We start from the raw sequence: 16872 nt of genomic DNA on the forward strand, positions 1-16872 counted from the left end.
TCGGCAATATGGATTGGCCGATTCAGCGTTGAGTATGTTCACTGTCAGCACCTATTCAATTTTGACCTGGCTGGAAATCGATACAAGTATCCGTCAGGTAAATTGATTGCAAAGACGGTTTGCAGTTACCCGGCATAATCTGATCTTTTCAACTGGCCAGCTAAGGTGCCATTTATACGAGTACCTCGGCTGGGACTACCAATCTAGGTTACGCTGTGCCCGATCCCCAAAAGATAGGTATACTTACCGCCAGTAGAGTATCTCAGCCTGCGGAAGCAGCAATTTTCGGTTCTGTCTGTTGGCGTTGGCATTGTATATGTTGCGCTGACTGACATTTGCGTTGTCGGTATTGATGAAGATCATGCTGGTACTATACATCTAGTGGACAAACAGTGCGGATCAAGGTCATTGGGCCCAGCTACGCTATTCTCAAGGTGAGCACAGCCAGCCAATAACAGCGCGTTAAGCTGATTCGGTAATAGCCGGTTAAGCACTTGGTACGTAAAAATGCCAGTACTGGTCAATCCGTGCTGGCATTTTCTATGCGATTTGGCGAACCGCGTATCGGCTGAAAATCGGCTGGTTCGACACGGTAACGATCAGCCGCTAATCTGGTGTATTCAGGTAGCGTTATTACTTTTGGGCTGACCTCGTAACTCCCTGCTCGATCGCGTTCATGTCAGCCCCAACAACCGTTTCTCCGGTAACCAGTCGCCCCGCTAAAATTAACTACCTTGATTACACCCGAGTAGTGCTGACCCTGCTGGTCATTCTACATCATGTGTGCATTACCTACGGCGCGCCCGGCGGCTGGTATTTTCGACAACCGACAACGCAACTGGCGGCCCGGTTTGGCCTGACCCTGTTTGTGGCCACCAACCAGTCCTTTTTCATGGGACTCTTCTTCCTGCTGTCGGCTTACTTCGTCGAACCGGCTTACCAGCGTAAAGGAGCCGTCGGATTCATGACAGACCGGCTCAAGCGACTGGGTATCCCGCTGGTGTTTTACGCACTGGTACTATCGCCAATCATAAACTTTCTGGTTTACCGCTACGGACAGCGGCAGGCGGTTAGTTTCGGGCAGTTTCTGATGGGGTATGACGGCTGGTTCGACACGGGGGTGCTGTGGTTTGTGGCGGCCCTGCTCGTGTTCGCCCTGGTTTACGTGCTGCTACGCCAACGCTACGCGCTTAAATACACTGTCAATCCGCCGTCCATGCGCGGTATTCTCCTGTTTGCCGTGGCCGTAGGCGTGGTTAGTTTTCTGGTGCGGTTGCTCTTTCCGGTTGGCTGGGTTGTGCCGGGCCTTGGCTTTCAGCTTAGCTATTTCCCGCAGTACATTGCCTTGTTTGCCGTAGGCATACTGGCTCGTCAGAACCAGTGGCTGGCTGGTTTGTCCCGTCGGCAGGGCAGGCAATTCGGCTGGCTGGCGCTGGGGTTCGTCGGAATCGGCTTCCCGCTGCTGTTCGTGGTGTCGATGGCACTGGGGTTGTCTATGGACAGCTTTAGTGGTGGCTGGAACGGGCAGTCGCTGCTGCTGTGCCTTTGGGAACAACTCGCGGGTCTATCGATTTGTGTGGCCCTGTTGAGCTACGGCAAATACCACTGGGACAGGCCACATGCTTTTCTGGACCAACTGGCTCGCAGCGCCTACAGCACCTACGTTTTCCACCCGCTGATTGTGGTTGGTTTGTCGGTGCTGGTCGCCGGACTGCCACTCGATCCGTTGGGCAAACTCAGTTTGGTGGCCCCTTTGGCCATCATCGGCTCATTCCTGACCGGCCGACTTGTACTGGCCATCCCGAAGGCTGATACGATTTTTTAATCGCCGGGGTAACTCATCGCTGATCGCATCGTAAAAACAGGATTTGCCAAAGCCGTTTACTATTGGCACGGCGTGATGTCGTGTAGTATCAGTTACCTTGCGTACCTGTTCTGACGGCATCGCAGCCGGTCTTATCAGAAAACAGTCCTTATGAAACACATCCTACTGGGTAGTCTGCTGCTACTAGCCCGCCACGGATTTGCCCAGGCACGGGTGTCGAGCGATACCATTGCGTTCGCGATGAACGGGCAAAACAATATGTATGTGAAGGCCGTGTTTAACCGGACCGACACGCTGAATCTGAATTTCGACACCGGCACCACCGAATTGGTGCTGATCAACCGCGTGCTGAAAGGCAACCTGAAAACGGTGCCCAAGCTCTACACGACCGAATATCCGTTACAGATCGGTAAAACGACCTACACCACAAAGGTGTACGACGCCGAGTTGACCGCCCAGGAAACCGACGGACGCTTCGGCTGGGATCTGTTCAAAAACAAGGTCGTCGAGTTGGACTATGACAGGTCACTGCTGATCGTCCATGCCGAGCTGCCGACGAGCGTAGCGAAAAACAAGGCGTATGCAGCACTCGACATCGAGTTCGTAAAGGATCTTATGCTGGTAAAAGGGGCAATTGAGCAGGATGGCGTTGTCAATGAAAACCTGTTCCTGTTCGACACGGGCTATCAGCGAACAGCGATGCTGGATAATGATCTACTGAAAGAAGGCGGTTTTCCGATCGACAAAATGCCGGTTCTCAAAAAGGTTATCATGAAAGGGGCGCAGGGCAACGAGATTCCGGTGATTACCGCCAACCTGAACGCGTTGACATTAGGTCAGTACACACTGCCCAACGTACCCGCTCAACTGGTAACGACGCACAAACCGCTTAAAAACAAGAATATTCACATTCTGGGGAATGACGTGCTGAAGCGCTTCAACACCTTTCTCGACTTACAGCACGACGTAGTCTACCTGAAGCCCAACCACCTGTACAGCGTCGCCTTCACGGACCAACCCAAAAAATCCGTTCGTTGACAGCGTTGTAGTATTCAGACTTACCGTACACAGATTAACTGATCGGTTGTTGTGCCCCTTAAGCGATTGAATTTTGGCTGATCGGCTGTCGGCCCACCTGAGTGTAGAAAAACGACCGTTTTTTGTACAGGTAATCGCCTGTTTGCGTACGATAAAACGGCCCCTTTTTCCTGCTCAACAGCTACGATTTATTCTCAGGTATGCCACCCCCAACTGTGCGAAACTGTTCACTTACCCTTGTCAATTGCCATACGTATGGCCAAACCTGTCAAAACCCCCGACATAATCCACTTTTGCACCCTTACATAGGTTGGTCGGGCGTGAAACCATTTCGCTACTTTGACTGCTGACAAAACAATCAGTGCGTTAACCGAAGCACTGACAAGTAACTGGGTAAAACCTAATTGAATATTCTGGCTCAATAAGGCTCCGTAATCAGGACTGGTAAATTGTGGAAAGAAAGAGAGGTAGAATACAGCCACTTTTGGGTTCAATGCGTTCGTCATAAATCCCATACGCACCAGTTTGGCGTCTGAATCAGCTGAGAGGTTACGAGTCTGGAAGGGTGAAGAACTTCCTGGTTTTATACTTTCCCAAGCTAAGAACAGCAAGTACAGCACGCCAAGCCAGCGGAGTATCTCATACGCCATTGGGATCTTCATAAACACGGCCGTAAGTCCTAGCGAGACTAGCGTGATGTGCATTAAAAATCCTAGTAGAACGCCTACTAGCGACAACAGACCGGCTCTGCGCCCCTGACTAATTGATCGTGATAGTAAATAAATCATGTTAGGGCCTGGACTTAACACGAGTCCCAACGCAGCTAAAGCGAAAATCAACAAGTTGTTTAATGGTATCATGGAACGGCTTTTTCCAAAGTTTCCAGAAAGTGGACTACTCAAACTAGTCCACTTTCTGGAAATAGAACAGTCCAGTGCGTGCAGGCTGAAAAGCCGATTATGCGCTGGTATATTGGTAAAGTGACCAAGATCGACACTACAATCGTCCATTGCCATAGTGTGTAGTAGTGGACAGTTGAACTGTACCCAAGCACACATTATTAAAATGGGCACACTTGGGCACAGCTAAAAATTAAAAACCCCGTTTCCTGGCTGGAAACGGGGTTTAGTAGTGAAGTAGCGGGCTCGATGACCAATTCGGTATGGACCTCCCTTAGCCGAAGCGAGACGATTGCTTACTTCTTCTGCTGAGACAGAAACGTAATCAGGGAAGCAAATTCCTCGTAAGACAAAGCGTTCGCCAGCCCACTTGGCATCATCGAGTTTTCCATCTCCTTTCGGGAAAGTACATCGGACGCCTTGATGGTGTAGACCTGCCCCGTGATGTCGCGCATCACCAGGCGGCTGGCCGATTCTTCGGTGACAAAACCCGTATAGCTCCTGTTTCCTTTAGCTGTGACAAACACCGTCGCAAACCCCTGTGAAATGGATGCATTGGGCTTGAGGATGGATTCGGCAATCTGATCGCGGGTCATAATCGAACCAATCTGACCCATAAACGGACCTTTCATGGCTTCGTTCCGACTGAGGCTGTGACAGGCAATACAGCCCTGTTGGGCAAACAACGTTTTACCCAGGGCCGCGTTTCCGTTGATCCTGGCCATCGCCAGCATGACGTCTTCGATGGACGATTCGCCGATCTGCCCTTTCTTGTTGCGTATTTTTTCCAGGTCGACTTTAGGCTCTTCCCGGGCGACGACAGTTTCTTCGACGCCGAACTCCGGAATGTCCAGCCGAAGACGCCGGTTCAGATCGGTGAAAAACTGTTTCTGGTCGCTTGCCTGCCACGCACTGACCAGTAGCGTTTTGATCTGTGGGGACGATGCCCACTCGATGGACCGATAGTAGGGACCGTGCGTGTCAGGTCGGGTGCTCCACCACCAGGAACCGTCGTAATCAGCTTCTTTTTTGTAAAGGCGGGCCAGGGTCGTCAGGATGCTGTTTTTCTGACTGGCATCGGTCGTCTTCGCGTAAGCCGCCAATAACCCATCGACGGCTTTGGGATCGTGCATGTACCGGAGTGCCCACAGCGCCAGCGTCGACTGCTTCGTGTTGAGGGCATTGAGACAGGCATCGACCGCATGCAGGTTGACCAGTGCCCGAACGGCCAGGTGAGCGGGAACAATGGATGCATTGGGCGTCGCATGCGGGCCTTCGGTGCCCGGCGCGGGCGCGACGAAGGACGCGGGCACCGGGATTTGCAACAGGGCCTGGGCTACTTCGGGCTTGCCCAACCGACCCAAGCCAATGATGGCTGCGGTCTGGACGCGGGGCGAGGCACTGGTCAGTCCGGCCAGGAAGGGTTCGAGGGGTACGGAAGCCGCGTAGGCTTTGCGGTCCGCCAACGCCCGCAAGGCATATTCCTGCATCGTTGGGTCGGCGCTTAACGTGACCAGGTTGCTTAGGCCGGCATCACCGGCCGCCTGCGCATACGTATACATGGCCGCAATCCGACCCGGTAAGGCCTGTTGTTTGTCGGTGGCAATCGACCAGACCCGTTTCTGCATGCTGGCATCGGTTCGGCTCAATAGCTCCTGCTGCGCGGCCAGCCGGGTCACGGCGCTTCTGGAACTCAGTAGATCCGCCAGCTTTTTGACCGACAGTTTTTTGAGATTGGCAAACGGTACGTATTGCCAGCCTTTGGGTACGGCCCGGGCAACATAGCCTTTGCCGGGGTTGCCGGTATAGCCGGCTCCGTCCCAGGCGGCCAGATACAGCCGGCCAGACCCATCGACGTCGACATCCGTGATCTGGGGCAGTTTGATAAACTCTTCCTCCTGTTGCGTAAAGCTAGGGCCATCACTGGTGAGCCGGTGCAGGTAAAGCTGATTGCGTCCCCAGTCGGCCATCATGGGCACGTGGTTGTATTTTTCGGGCCACGACGGCTCATCCAGGTAGAGCGAGCCCGTACCGGAGCCGCCCCCCACATCGACCAGCGCTGGAATGATCTCGTCGGTGAAGTGCTTGAACAAAACGGGATAACCATACTCGCCCGACTGGATATGGTGCGAAAACCGAATGTTCCAGCCCCCCCCATCGTTCGTATTGTCGCGGGTAAAGGTGTTCATAAACGGATCGATGGCTACGTCGTAGATGTTGCGGGTTCCATGCGTATAGACCTCCATTTCGGTACCGTCGGGGCGAACCCGGACAATGCCTCCCCCGAGCATGGTCAGCGTCTTCCCCGACCGATCGACTGCCTTGTGAAACCCGAAATCGCCCACGGCAATGTACACCCAGCCATCGATGCCCATCCGGATGCCATTGGTCGCGTGATCGGTGCCCCGGCTCTGGATGAAGTTTACGTTGCTTATATGCTCAATCAGGGGTTTTGACGGCCCGTCGGCGACCCCGTCCTGATTTTTATCCTCAAACACAACCAGGTCCATACCGGTCGCTTTTTTGGTTTCGGCCGAAAAGGTCGTGTGCAGAACCAGGAGCCGGTCGCCCAGCGGCAGAATCCCCCGTGGATTATCGACCTGCGCAAACTCGGTATGGCTGTCCATGCGCCCGTCGTTGTCAGCATCGAGGAGCCGAACGATACTGCCTTTGCCGGGCTCTTTACCCAGAGAGCCCATTTTGTCGACGCCTACGTAGACTTCGCCCGTAGGGGCTACGGCCATACAGGCCGGGCTGGGCGTCAGGGCCGGGCCCGAGAAGGCGTTCAGCGTCAACTCGTTTGGCCAGCTGGCCGCTTTTAACAAGGTATCAGGGCCTTCCCGAAACAGCGACCCATTTATTCGGGAGGAAGACGATTCTCGGGTTATCATCGCAGCAAGTATTCCCAGGGTTGCTGCACCCAGCACTAGTGACCGTACCATACGTAATCGTTATTCAATGACGCTACTGCCTATGTAAATAAGCGATAGGCCATTCCCTACTTGATCGGTGCGGGCTAACCGATGCTTTTTTTCGACAGTTACCCTGCACACACGTCTCCAGAGCGTCACTACCTGACCGTGTATACGTCGATTTCGCCAGGAAGCCGGTGGTTCATACAGTGAGGGTTTTGGGAGAACAAATGAAATTAATTCAATATATTAAGGCCCAGCGATGTTATCTTCGTCATAATTGTACCTTTCCGTGGTAGTTTGCATGTGAAATCTTATGTTGTGTGAAATAACTAAGATGATATACCTCACTCTAGCTTTTCGTACAGTTGAGGTACAGCATGCCTAGAAAACCTACGGGGTTTGGGATTGCCACCCCCAAGCACTATACAGCGTTACAGAATCCATTAATACTTGTGCAGATTTCTTAATTAAGTTTCCATTATAGATCAGTATTAATCTCACTTTTAGAAGTTTATACATTTACACAATCACTCTCAACAATTTATAGTATGAAAACTCAGATTCTGGTCTTGTTGATAGTTTGCTTTGGCTTCAGTCTTGTAGGCTGTAGTAAGGTTAGCAATGGTGTTCCACCGACACCAGCCGCGAATACCTTCCTTAAAGGAGCAGATGGTCCACCACTCTGGTTTGTCGATAATGTCGAAGTAGCCGCTCCACAGCAAAAAGGAAAACCTGTAGTTGATCCTAATAATATTCAAGCTGTAACTGTTCTCTCTCCTGATGCCAACAAAGATTTGATCAGTCGTTATGGAGAGAGAGGCAAGAATGGTGTGGTGCTCGTAACTACGAAAAAAGGAGGTAAGAAACACAGTTAATATCTAACTGTACCTCTCTAAAAAGTGCAAAAGCCGTTCAGAGGTAAATCATGAATGGCTTTTGCACTTTTTAGAGAGTTGTTGTATAGCTAATGTTATGTGAAGGAAATAAAATAAGAAAGGATCACTCTTAATCTGTCGAGTAATCCTTAGAAAATTTATATCAGAAACAAACTTACTACCCTACTTGGCCCAATTAGGGAGTGCCCCTTTCAGCAGATAACGATCTTTACCGTTTCGTTCGCTGGGTAATTGAATTAGATGCCTTGTTTCCTGTTGTGGTGCTTTAACTGGTACACTACCATAGGCTAATAATCCTGTCTTCCGATCTCGAACGAAAAGTACATATTCCGCATCACTGTAGTAAGTCACTTGAATCGATGAAGCCGAACTGTTCTCAGCTACCGAGCCTTTCCCATTCGCCATCCCCCAGCTATAAATATAATCCCCTGAACCACCAGTCACTACTGCTTCCAATGTTTGCTGGTTAGGCAGTTCAGTAGATGTTGTCTTGATTGTGGCTCTGAGTTGAGCATAGGACTGAATTGAAGCAAATAGGCTGATTAGAAGCAATATCTTACGCATAAAACAGATTGGAGTTTAGAGTCAGTCAAATAACGATAAAAAGATTAATGTAGCTGTTATATAAGTGCAATTATGTTAATAGCTCAAGTTATCTAGGGCCATTTTTTTGCTGGCAAACTCTGACCAGGTACTGAAAAACTCAGTTAGTGGGTATTCGTCGTCACCCGGTCCTGACCAAGTCAAATGGACAACTGCTAATTTACCCCCTTCTCTTAAAAACAGTACATCATCGCTTGCAAAGCTCCTTCCAATGGGTTCAAGTTGCTCTTCAAACAAAGGATGGTACAAGGTTATCTCTGCTTGTAGCTGATTCTTAATAGCTGCCTTCTGGCTTTCGGAAACAACTCCCCAAGGCTCTAACCAAGTTTTGTCCATCGAGTGCTTTTCTGTTGTATAATCAAACGTTATGTTAGCTAAAGTACAGGAAAGCCACATAATACCGTTTCAATGTAAGACGTTACTCGTCGTCGTTGAAGCTGGGCCTTCGCCTTTTTCATCAGTACAAGAAGACGAACAGCTTATCTATACCTAAAACTGCACAGACAACTGCATAAAATTATACAGCTGGCACAAAAGAAACCCCCGTTTCCAAGCTGAAAACGGGGGTTTTGTCTTTACTAGTAGGAAGTAGCGGGCTCGAACCGCTGACCTCTGCTCTGTCAAAGCAGCGCTCTGAACCAACTGAGCTAACCTCCTTTGCTGTCCGATGCAGTGGACGGGTGCAAAACTAGTAAACTTTGTCGGCTTCCCAACGGGAGCGGTAAACTTTTTGTGAAGGAATTCGCCACAATAGGGCCAACCCAATGATAAACAGCACCAATAGCCCCAGCACTGAATTCCGCATACTGCCGGTTACTTGCTCGATCAGCCCGTAAACAAGCGTGCCCAGCACGATCGAGAGCTTCTCGGTGATGTCGTAGAAGCTGAAATAGGAGGCTGTGTCGGCAGTGGGGGGAATTAGTTTGGCGTAGGTCGAGCGGGAGAGTGATTGAATACCGCCCATGACCAGCCCCACAATGGCAGCCAACCCGAAGAACTGCGTCTCGCTGTTGACATAATACGCGCCCGTGCAGACGCCGATCCAGACCGTTACGGCGATCATCAGGGCGTAGGTGTTTCCGAAGGCTTCCGACAGCCGGGAAAACAGGTACGCGCCCCCAATGGCAACCAGTTGAATCAGCAGAATCGTTATGATCAGGCTGGTGGACGGCAGTTTCAATTCGTCACTGCCGAAGATCGTGGCCACATACATCACCGTTTGTACGCCCATGTTGTACACGAAAAAGGCGATCAGGAAGCGCTTGGCCAGTAGCAGGGTGTTGAGCTGCTGCCAGACCTTCCCCAGTTCGCGGAAGCCGTTGAGCAGGTAACCACCGGTCGGCGCGGTTCCGGCGTCGGCCTTCCGCGTGCCGTCGGGCAATCGGCGGAACGGAATCTGCGCGAAGCCAATCCACCACAGCCCAACCGTCAGAAAAGCGAACCGCGACGCCATGCCTTCGCTGATGTTGCCAAACCAGTCGCGCTTGAGGATAACCAGCAGGTTGAGCACCATGAGCAGTACCGAACCGATGTAGCCCATCGAAAAACCACGGGCGCTTACCCGGTCGAACTGATCGTCGGTGGCGATGTCGGGCAGGTACGAATTGTAGAAGACGATGCTGCCGCTCCAGCCAATCAGGCTAAGCCAGAAGCAGACGACGGCGAAGGTGGTGGTCTCCTGCGTGAAGAAAAACAGCAGGCTGCAACTGATGGCCCCCGTGTAGCAGAAGGCTTTCATGAACGCTTTCTTGCGCCCGCTGAAATCGGCAACGGCCGAAAAGATGGGGGAGAGCAGCGCCGTCAGCAGGAAGGCCGCCGAGATGGTGTACGAAAACAGGACGGAGTTCTTGACCGTAAACCCAAGAAAACTGATCACCGGCCCACCCGCGTCGTTGAGCGCCGTCGCCGAGAAATATACCGGGAAAATACTTGACACAATCACCAGCGCGTGCGCGGAGTTCGCCCAGTCGTAAAAAGTCCAGGCACGGAGCGTGCGCGGGTCGTTCTTCATAGCAATGAGTGAATGGGTGAATGAGCGATTGAGCGAATAATTGCCGGCAACCAGACATTCACTCAATCGCTCATTCACCCATTCACAATTAATTACGGCACAGGTTTGAATTCGAGGTTGATGGGCGTGTTTTTACCGTCAACGGGGGCCTGCTGACGGAGAATCAACTGGTTGCGATCGAGTTGTACGATGGGGAAGTTGCCGTTAAAACCGGTTACGACTACATCCATCGACTGGTTGTCGCTGGCCAGTTTCCAGGTACCCTGATTGACGACCACGTTCGACTGATTGGGGTCGAGCGCGCGAACTGTATTGTCGTTGCGGAATTGCATGCGCAGATTGTACAGCACAGCCGTAGCCAGATTTAGCCGGTTGACGTTGATGGGCTGGCCATCGGTCGTGGTTACGGCGTTGACCTGCCAGTTGTTGGCCACCAGCAGTTCCGTCTGCGATGCGGCAGTAGGAGCCGGATTGTCATTGTTGTTACAGGCCGTAATGAACGCCAGTAGCAGCAGGGCAACGACCGACGAGCGTAGCAACGAAGGGAAAAAACGAGATGTATGCATGATTGGAATGATGGCTGACTAATGAACCTGCGGCAACCGACATTGTTAGGCTGCGGCCTGTGCCGACTGACGGCTACGGGGTTAAATTTCCATAGATTTGCCCAAAATGCAAGGTATGCGAAGTCGATTGAGCGTATGGTACGGGCTGGCAGGGCTGGCTTGCGGGCTGAACAGTGGCATGGTCTGGGCGCAGCAACAGTGCGCTACGGCCCTGACATTCACCCCCGTCAGCCAACCGAATCGGATCGAATGGAGTAAATTTCCTGCGTTCTCGCTGCCTTTTCCGGTGGTGTATGGTGGTCCCCGGCTGGGCGACACACAGGCCAGTCCGCTAAAGCACGGGTTTAGTCAACTGGGGCAGATTGCTGACAGTGAAGCCGCACGCACGACGACAGCGCAACGGGCTGCCATTTACTACGGGCTCGCCTATGGCCTTAACCAGCCGTGGGAGCAGATCGAAAGTCCTTGGAACAACGATCTGACGGCCTATCGGGCTCAGTGGGAAAACTGGCTGATCGGCGTGTCGGGCGGGCAGAAAAACGCGGCTGGTCAGTATGTATTGCCGATCAGCCGGCTGGTGATCGATATCGAGCGTATCCTGGAAACCGACACGCAAATTCTCCGGATCAAGACGAACAGCCTGGTGCCGCAGCAATACCGCAACCTGTCAGACGCTGCGTTTCTGGTGGCGTACAAGCAGGCTATTCGCAACCTGTATGCCGAAGCTGCCCGCTACATCCGGCAGCGGTCTGACCTGAGCAATGTGTCGTTGAGTGGGTACGCCGACACGCCCATTCTGAATAATGCGCTCAACATCACCACCTTTTCCTGGACCGACTGGACGACGAACCTGAACCGGGTCAATTACCTGGTGAAAGATTCGACCGAGAGCCGCGTCGGTGGGCCGTATTACGAGCAGTTGACGACGATGGCGCCGTCGGCTTACTACTATTATGACTACCCGAACCCGTTTGCGCGGGATTATCTGCCGTATCTCCTGTTCCAGATCGAAGTAAACCGGGCGTGGAGCGATAAGCCCGTCATCCCGTTCGTTGGCTTGCGCTACCACCCGTCATCCAGCAGCTACCCCGGTTTTATCCAGCCGTTCATGGCTGAGGCAACGGCCATCTTTCCGATTTTCTCCGGTGCGGCCGGGCTCTGGCTCTGGGACGACCCGACGCTGGAAAATAGCCGGTCCGATGTCTATTCCGCTTACGAATATTTCACGCACGGGCTGTACCGGCTTTCGCAGTTCAGCGACATGTTTCAGGGTAGTTACGAACGCGTCATCGAAGCGCCCGCCCGCGATCTGATGGAAAAGCAGTTACCCGTCTGGCGGGGTATCGTAAAAGGCAACAACATCCTGATTGCTGCACACAACCCCTACGCAGCCGAGGGGCAAACGACGAGTCTGCTGGTGACCTACAAAAACTGGCAGCAGCGTATTCAGCTGACGGGCCGTGAGGTGTATCTGTGCCGCTTCGACATGAGCGTCGTGACGGCAAATGAGCCGACAGCGCCCACCGTCAGCGTATTCCCCAACCCCACCAGCACCAGCCTGACCGTGTCGTTCGGTCAGCTACCAACCAGCCCGACCAGGCTGACACTCGTCAATACGATGGGACAGAACGTCGGTCAGTGGTCCGTCTCAACGGCGACGAGTACCCTGAACGTCGCCACACTACCCGCCGGTGCCTACATCCTGCGCATCACCACCGACACCGGTCAGCAAACCCACAAGGTCCTTCTAGACCGCTGATTTGTCTGATTGTCCTGAACTTTGATTCTTGTGATTGCTTTGATGGACTGTGATTTTTCTTTTTGAAATCAAGGTAATCAGCCAAATCAGCGACAATCACAGTTCAGACAATCCTGAACTATGATTTATGTGATTGCTTTGATGGACTGTGATTTTTCTTTTTGAAATCAAGGTAATCAGCCAAATCAGCGACAATCACAGTTCAGACAATCTTGAACTTTGATTCGTGTGATTGCTTTGATGGACTGTGATTTTTCTTTTGTAATCAATGCGATCAGACAAATCATAAGAATCACAGTTCAGACAGTAAAATCAGCGCAATCATATAAATCAGCGTTAATCACAGTTCAAGATAAGTAACGGTTATGCCCAATCAGCTTCAGTACGAAACCAGCCCATACCTGCTTCAGCACGCCAACAATCCCGTCGAGTGGTACCCGTGGGGAGAGGAAGCCCTGAACCGCGCCATCGACGAAGACAAACCGATACTCGTGAGCATCGGCTATTCGGCCTGCCATTGGTGCCACGTCATGGAGCGCGAGTCGTTCGAGCGGGAAGGCGTAGCGCGGGTAATGAACGAGCATTTCGTGTGCATCAAAGTCGACCGGGAGGAGCGCCCTGACGTCGATGCTATTTACATGGACGCCGTGCAGGCGATGGGCGTGCAGGGCGGCTGGCCACTCAACGTCTTTCTGATGCCCGATGCCAAACCGTTCTACGGCGTCACCTACCTGCCCACGCAGCAATGGGTAAATCTGCTGGCCAGCATCAACAACGCTTTCATCGAAAACCGCGACGATCTGAGTCAGTCGGCCGACGCCTTTGCCCGCGAACTGAATCTGTCCGACGCTGAACGCTACGGCCTGACGGGCGGAAACCTGGACGTGACGCCCGACTTTCTGGACGCGCTCTACCGGAAGATTGCCGTGAAAGCCGATGATGAAAAGGGAGGGATGCGCCGGGCCCCCAAGTTTCCAATGCCGACGATCTGGCGGTTTCTGCTGCGTTACCAGGCCGCTATCGATCATGTAGACCCCGACGCGCCCGAAATCCAATCGGCATTGCACCTGGTGACGCAAACCCTCGATCGCATGGCGCTGGGCGGTATCTACGACCAGCTTGGCGGTGGTTTTGCCCGCTACTCGACGGACGTCGACTGGCTGGCTCCCCACTTCGAAAAGATGCTGTACGATAACGGGCAACTGCTGACGCTGTATTCGGAAGCCTACAGCCTGACCCGAAACCCGCTCTACAAGCAGGTCGTCTACCAGACGATTGCCTTTGCACAGCGCGAACTGCTGAGTCCGGAGGGGGGCTTCTACTCGGCGCTGGATGCCGACAGCGAAGGTGTCGAAGGTAAATTCTACACGTTTACGACGCCCGAACTCCGCGATTACCTCGGCGCTGACTTCGACTGGTTCGCCGACCTGTACCATATCACGGAAGCAGGCAACTGGGAACACGTAAATATTCTGCATCGCACGGAAACCGACGACTCGTTTGCCGAACGCATGGGTTGGACCACCGACGAGTTAGCTACTAAACTCCAGCCTATCCACGAGCGGCTGATGGCCGTGCGCGACACGCGTATCCGGCCGGGGCTGGACGACAAGATTCTCTGTTCGTGGAACGGGCTGATGCTGAAAGGACTGGCAACGGCCTACCGTGTATTCAACGAGCCGGAGTTCCTGACGCTGGCACTGCGACAGGCGTTTTTCCTACTGCGTAAGATGCGCGATAGCCGCAACGGGCGACTCTGGCATACCTACAAGCTGGGCCGGGCGCGGCAGGCGGGTTTTCTCGACGACTATGCCGCCGTAATCGACGGGCTGCTGGCGCTCTACCAGGCAACGTTTACCGAAAGCTGGCTGACGGAGGCCGATCAGCTGATGCAGTACGTGCTGCTCAATTTCAGCGATCCGAAAACCGGCGACGAGTTCGATCCGATGTTCTTTTTCACCGATAAAAATGGGGAAGAGTTGATTGCCCGCAAGAAAGAACTGTTCGATAACGTCATCCCGGCGTCTAACTCGATGATGGCGGAGAACCTGCTGATGCTGAGCCTGCTGCTTGAACGGCCGACCTATGCCGAGCGCGCCGATCAGATGCTGGGTCGGGTGCAGCCGCTGGTGCAGGCCAACGCCGACTACCTGTCGAACTGGGCGGGCCTGTTTGCGCTCCGGTCCCGGCCAATGGCAGAAATCGCCATCGTGGGTCCCGATCTCGACCGTTTCCGGGCCGAAATCGATGCGGTGTACTATCCCAACAAAGTGCTGAGTGGCACCACCGATCGGAGTGGCCTGCCGCTGCTAGAACAGCGGGGTACTGTCGATGGTAAAACGGCTTTGTACGTCTGCTATAACCGCACCTGTCAACTGCCCGTCACGCGTGTTGATGCCATGTGGCCGCTGTTATAGGGGGTTGCGTTTGGGCGGTGATAACGATCAGGCAAGAACCTGACAAGCGTGTTCGCCGGTGCTGATGGGCGTCATAGGGATGCCGGTGGTGAGGCTGTTGTTTTGTGCTATCAATCAAACGCACAACGACCATGGCAACGCTTTCTCATACATCGGCTTATACCACGTCATCGGCTACCGGCTGGCAGGCCCGCTACCGCAAATTCGTTACCGATGGCGAATTCAACCGGACAGGCTGGGCTGCCACCGCACTGGCCATTCAGGGCTGTGTGTTGTCGCCCACGCTGCTGTTGACAATGGCTTATCTGGGCGGGGGCGACTGGCAGTTTCTGGTCGGTATGCTGTGCTTCCTGCTGGTATTGGTGCCCATTCTGGCGGCCATGCCCCTGAAAAACCTTGTTCCCGCGTTCGGTATCAGCGTCGCTATCCAACTGACGATCATCCTGCTGAATATTTTCTGACCAGGTAATTCACGAAAAGCGTGTCGCCCGGTTCCTTGCAGGAATCGGGCGACACGCTTTTGTAGTTGGCCGCAAGCAGGGGGTCTTTTTTTTGAATGGAATTGGTTATGTAAATGGCTGATTGTGAGATTCTTTGAGAGGGTATTAGTATAGGCATAATTTATTATCCCTCCTGTCGTCTTCAGGATTGTTAAGTTCTAGCTCGTTTACCCGGCAGCGGCCGACCGCCCCAGCCCCCTAAAGGGCAGGGCTGTTAAGTTCTAGCCTGTTTACCCCCCGACCCCCTGAAGGGGGAGCATTCCGCAAATGAAATGCACCCCCTTTAGGGGGCTGGGGGGTAGATGAACCGACGGAAATTTGGCTACCGTTAGCGTCAACTCAAGAACTTAACAGCCGTGCCCTCTCAGGGGGCGGGGGGGGGATGAACCGGAGGGAATTTGCCCGCCATCAGCATCAATTTAAGAACTTAACAGCCCTGCCTGCGAGGGAGGACAGCAACAGAACAAAAACAAAATTCCCAACGGCCTTACAATACGTTAAGGGAAACCAGTACGGATAAAAACTGATAGCAGCCGCTACTAAGCTGGGCGAGTTCGTCGCTCATCCGGCGAATACTCAGGTCGATACCGGTGTACAGGGTGAAGCGCGGTTCCGAACAGCGGGTGGGTGGGCAGACCGCGTGCGCACAAACCATGTCGAGCCGCAGCCGCTGTAGCCGACTTTTCAAGTTGTTGAATTTACTGACGTACTGAACGGCCCGATGGCGTAGCAGCGGGGAGTTATGCTGCGCCAGTAAATCGGTCAGTAAGTCAACCGTCTGGGTGATTTCCTGTTCGTGCTGCGTCAGTGCCTGATCCCAGTGCTGCGTGCGGCAGTTGTGGTGTAGGCCAGGCTCATCGTCATAGGGGAGGGTCGTCAGGGGGTCGGTCATAGCGAAGTGTGATTGGTATATTTAGCTGGTTAAAAGTAGCGGATGGCTGCCCGCGGGCTATTGACCGTTATCAGCCGTCGGACTAACATGTGTCAGGTCGCCAGCTGACGGTCCGCAGTCGATCATCGGTAGGAAACGCCGACTTTTGGGCGGTGAATTGGTCAGGTCGGGATGGTCAGGCGCTATACGTTCCTTCGTGGCGAACCAGTTCGACGCCCCGCTGTACCAGAATCAGGGTTGGGAAATGGGTAACGCCGAAGCTGAGCACGACCGCTGGATGCTGGCTGGCATCAATGTGAATGATCCGCGTAGTCAGGCCCGGTGAGCGTTGCAGCCGGTCGGTCAGCTGCGCTTGCTGATGCTGGGTTTCGTCGGTAGCTGTCGGCGCGTGAAAAACCAGCAGTACCGCCGAATCGGAATTTGGGGAAACAGACGGGTTCGGGTGAAGCATAAGCGATACGATCAGAATCAGTCGTAAAATTGGGTCGCTGGGTACGATGGCGATATGACGCCCGTCAAACCCGATATTGATTTTTGACAGACTGGGTTGA

General features: G+C 53.3%; 15 protein-coding genes and 1 tRNA gene. 6 read left to right on the forward strand and 10 right to left on the reverse strand.

What is annotated here, in order from left to right; genetic code table 11:
- Positions 1–243: 243 nt before the first annotated feature.
- Positions 244–378, reverse strand: a complete 135-nt coding sequence (locus tag CLV58_RS28930) for a hypothetical protein (protein ID WP_281257877.1) — start codon at positions 376–378, stop codon at positions 244–246.
- A 298-nt stretch (positions 379–676) separates the two neighbouring features.
- On the opposite strand from CLV58_RS28930, the gene CLV58_RS00625 reads away from it, so the two are divergent.
- Positions 677–1825, forward strand: a complete 1149-nt coding sequence (locus CLV58_RS00625) for an acyltransferase family protein (protein WP_106135829.1) — start codon at positions 677–679, stop codon at positions 1823–1825.
- A gap of 150 nt (positions 1826–1975) precedes the next feature.
- Positions 1976–2863: a pepsin/retropepsin-like aspartic protease family protein gene (locus CLV58_RS00630; protein WP_106135830.1), complete on the forward strand. Its 888-nt coding sequence runs from the start codon at positions 1976–1978 to the stop codon at positions 2861–2863.
- 227 nt (positions 2864–3090) lie between these two features.
- Here CLV58_RS00630 and CLV58_RS00635 read toward each other — a convergent pair whose 3' ends face one another.
- Complete coding sequence (locus tag CLV58_RS00635) at positions 3091–3879, reverse strand: LysE family translocator (protein ID WP_245882163.1); 789 nt, start codon at positions 3877–3879, stop codon at positions 3091–3093.
- Positions 3880–4058: 179 nt separating this feature from the next.
- Complete coding sequence (locus tag CLV58_RS00640) at positions 4059–6653, reverse strand: DUF7133 domain-containing protein (protein WP_211300800.1); 2595 nt, start codon at positions 6651–6653, stop codon at positions 4059–4061.
- Positions 6654–7225: 572 nt separating this feature from the next.
- Here CLV58_RS00640 and CLV58_RS00645 point away from each other — a divergent pair.
- Positions 7226–7552, forward strand: coding sequence for a hypothetical protein (locus CLV58_RS00645; RefSeq protein WP_106135833.1), 327 nt, complete (start codon positions 7226–7228; stop codon positions 7550–7552).
- Positions 7553–7735: 183 nt separating this feature from the next.
- Here the strand turns inward: CLV58_RS00645 and CLV58_RS27920 are convergent, their stop codons facing one another.
- The 5 genes from CLV58_RS27920 to CLV58_RS00665 all read right to left on the reverse strand — a co-directional run bounded on the left by CLV58_RS27920 (position 7736) and on the right by CLV58_RS00665 (position 10753).
- Positions 7736–8137, reverse strand: a complete 402-nt coding sequence (locus CLV58_RS27920; RefSeq protein WP_146141327.1) for a hypothetical protein — start codon at positions 8135–8137, stop codon at positions 7736–7738.
- Between the two features lie 75 nt (positions 8138–8212).
- On the reverse strand, positions 8213–8572 hold the full coding sequence (locus CLV58_RS00650; RefSeq protein ID WP_146141328.1) for a hypothetical protein: 360 nt from the start codon (positions 8570–8572) through the stop codon (positions 8213–8215).
- Positions 8573–8758: 186 nt separating this feature from the next.
- Positions 8759–8833 (reverse strand) — tRNA-Val (locus CLV58_RS00655).
- 31 nt (positions 8834–8864) lie between these two features.
- Positions 8865–10187, reverse strand: a complete 1323-nt coding sequence (locus CLV58_RS00660) for an MFS transporter (RefSeq protein ID WP_106135835.1) — start codon at positions 10185–10187, stop codon at positions 8865–8867.
- A gap of 92 nt (positions 10188–10279) precedes the next feature.
- Complete coding sequence (locus CLV58_RS00665; protein ID WP_106135836.1) at positions 10280–10753, reverse strand: hypothetical protein; 474 nt, start codon at positions 10751–10753, stop codon at positions 10280–10282.
- Between the two features lie 115 nt (positions 10754–10868).
- Here CLV58_RS00665 and CLV58_RS00670 point away from each other — a divergent pair, with 115 nt between their 5' ends.
- The 3 genes from CLV58_RS00670 to CLV58_RS00680 all read left to right on the forward strand — a co-directional run bounded on the left by CLV58_RS00670 (position 10869) and on the right by CLV58_RS00680 (position 15390).
- Positions 10869–12512, forward strand: coding sequence for a T9SS type A sorting domain-containing protein (locus CLV58_RS00670; protein WP_106136110.1), 1644 nt, complete (start codon positions 10869–10871; stop codon positions 12510–12512).
- 365 nt (positions 12513–12877) lie between these two features.
- Entirely contained in the window at positions 12878–14929 is a 2052-nt protein-coding gene (locus CLV58_RS00675) for a thioredoxin domain-containing protein (protein ID WP_106135837.1), read from the forward strand.
- 131 nt (positions 14930–15060) lie between these two features.
- Positions 15061–15390 carry a hypothetical protein gene (locus tag CLV58_RS00680; RefSeq protein ID WP_106135838.1) on the forward strand — a complete coding sequence of 110 codons (330 nt, stop codon included), beginning with the start codon at positions 15061–15063 and terminating at the stop codon, positions 15388–15390.
- Between the two features lie 526 nt (positions 15391–15916).
- Here CLV58_RS00680 and CLV58_RS00685 read toward each other — a convergent pair.
- On the reverse strand, positions 15917–16321 hold the full coding sequence (locus CLV58_RS00685) for a hypothetical protein (RefSeq protein WP_106135839.1): 405 nt from the start codon (positions 16319–16321) through the stop codon (positions 15917–15919).
- A 175-nt stretch (positions 16322–16496) separates the two neighbouring features.
- Positions 16497–16772 (reverse strand): conjugal transfer protein TraF, encoded by a 276-nt coding sequence (gene traF, locus CLV58_RS00690; protein ID WP_146141329.1) that lies wholly within the window; start codon positions 16770–16772, stop codon positions 16497–16499.
- Between the last annotated feature and the right edge of the window lie 100 nt (positions 16773–16872).

The sequence above is a fragment of the Spirosoma oryzae genome (assembly GCF_003002825.1).
Classification (GTDB): Bacteria; Bacteroidota; Bacteroidia; order Cytophagales; family Spirosomataceae; genus Spirosoma; species Spirosoma oryzae.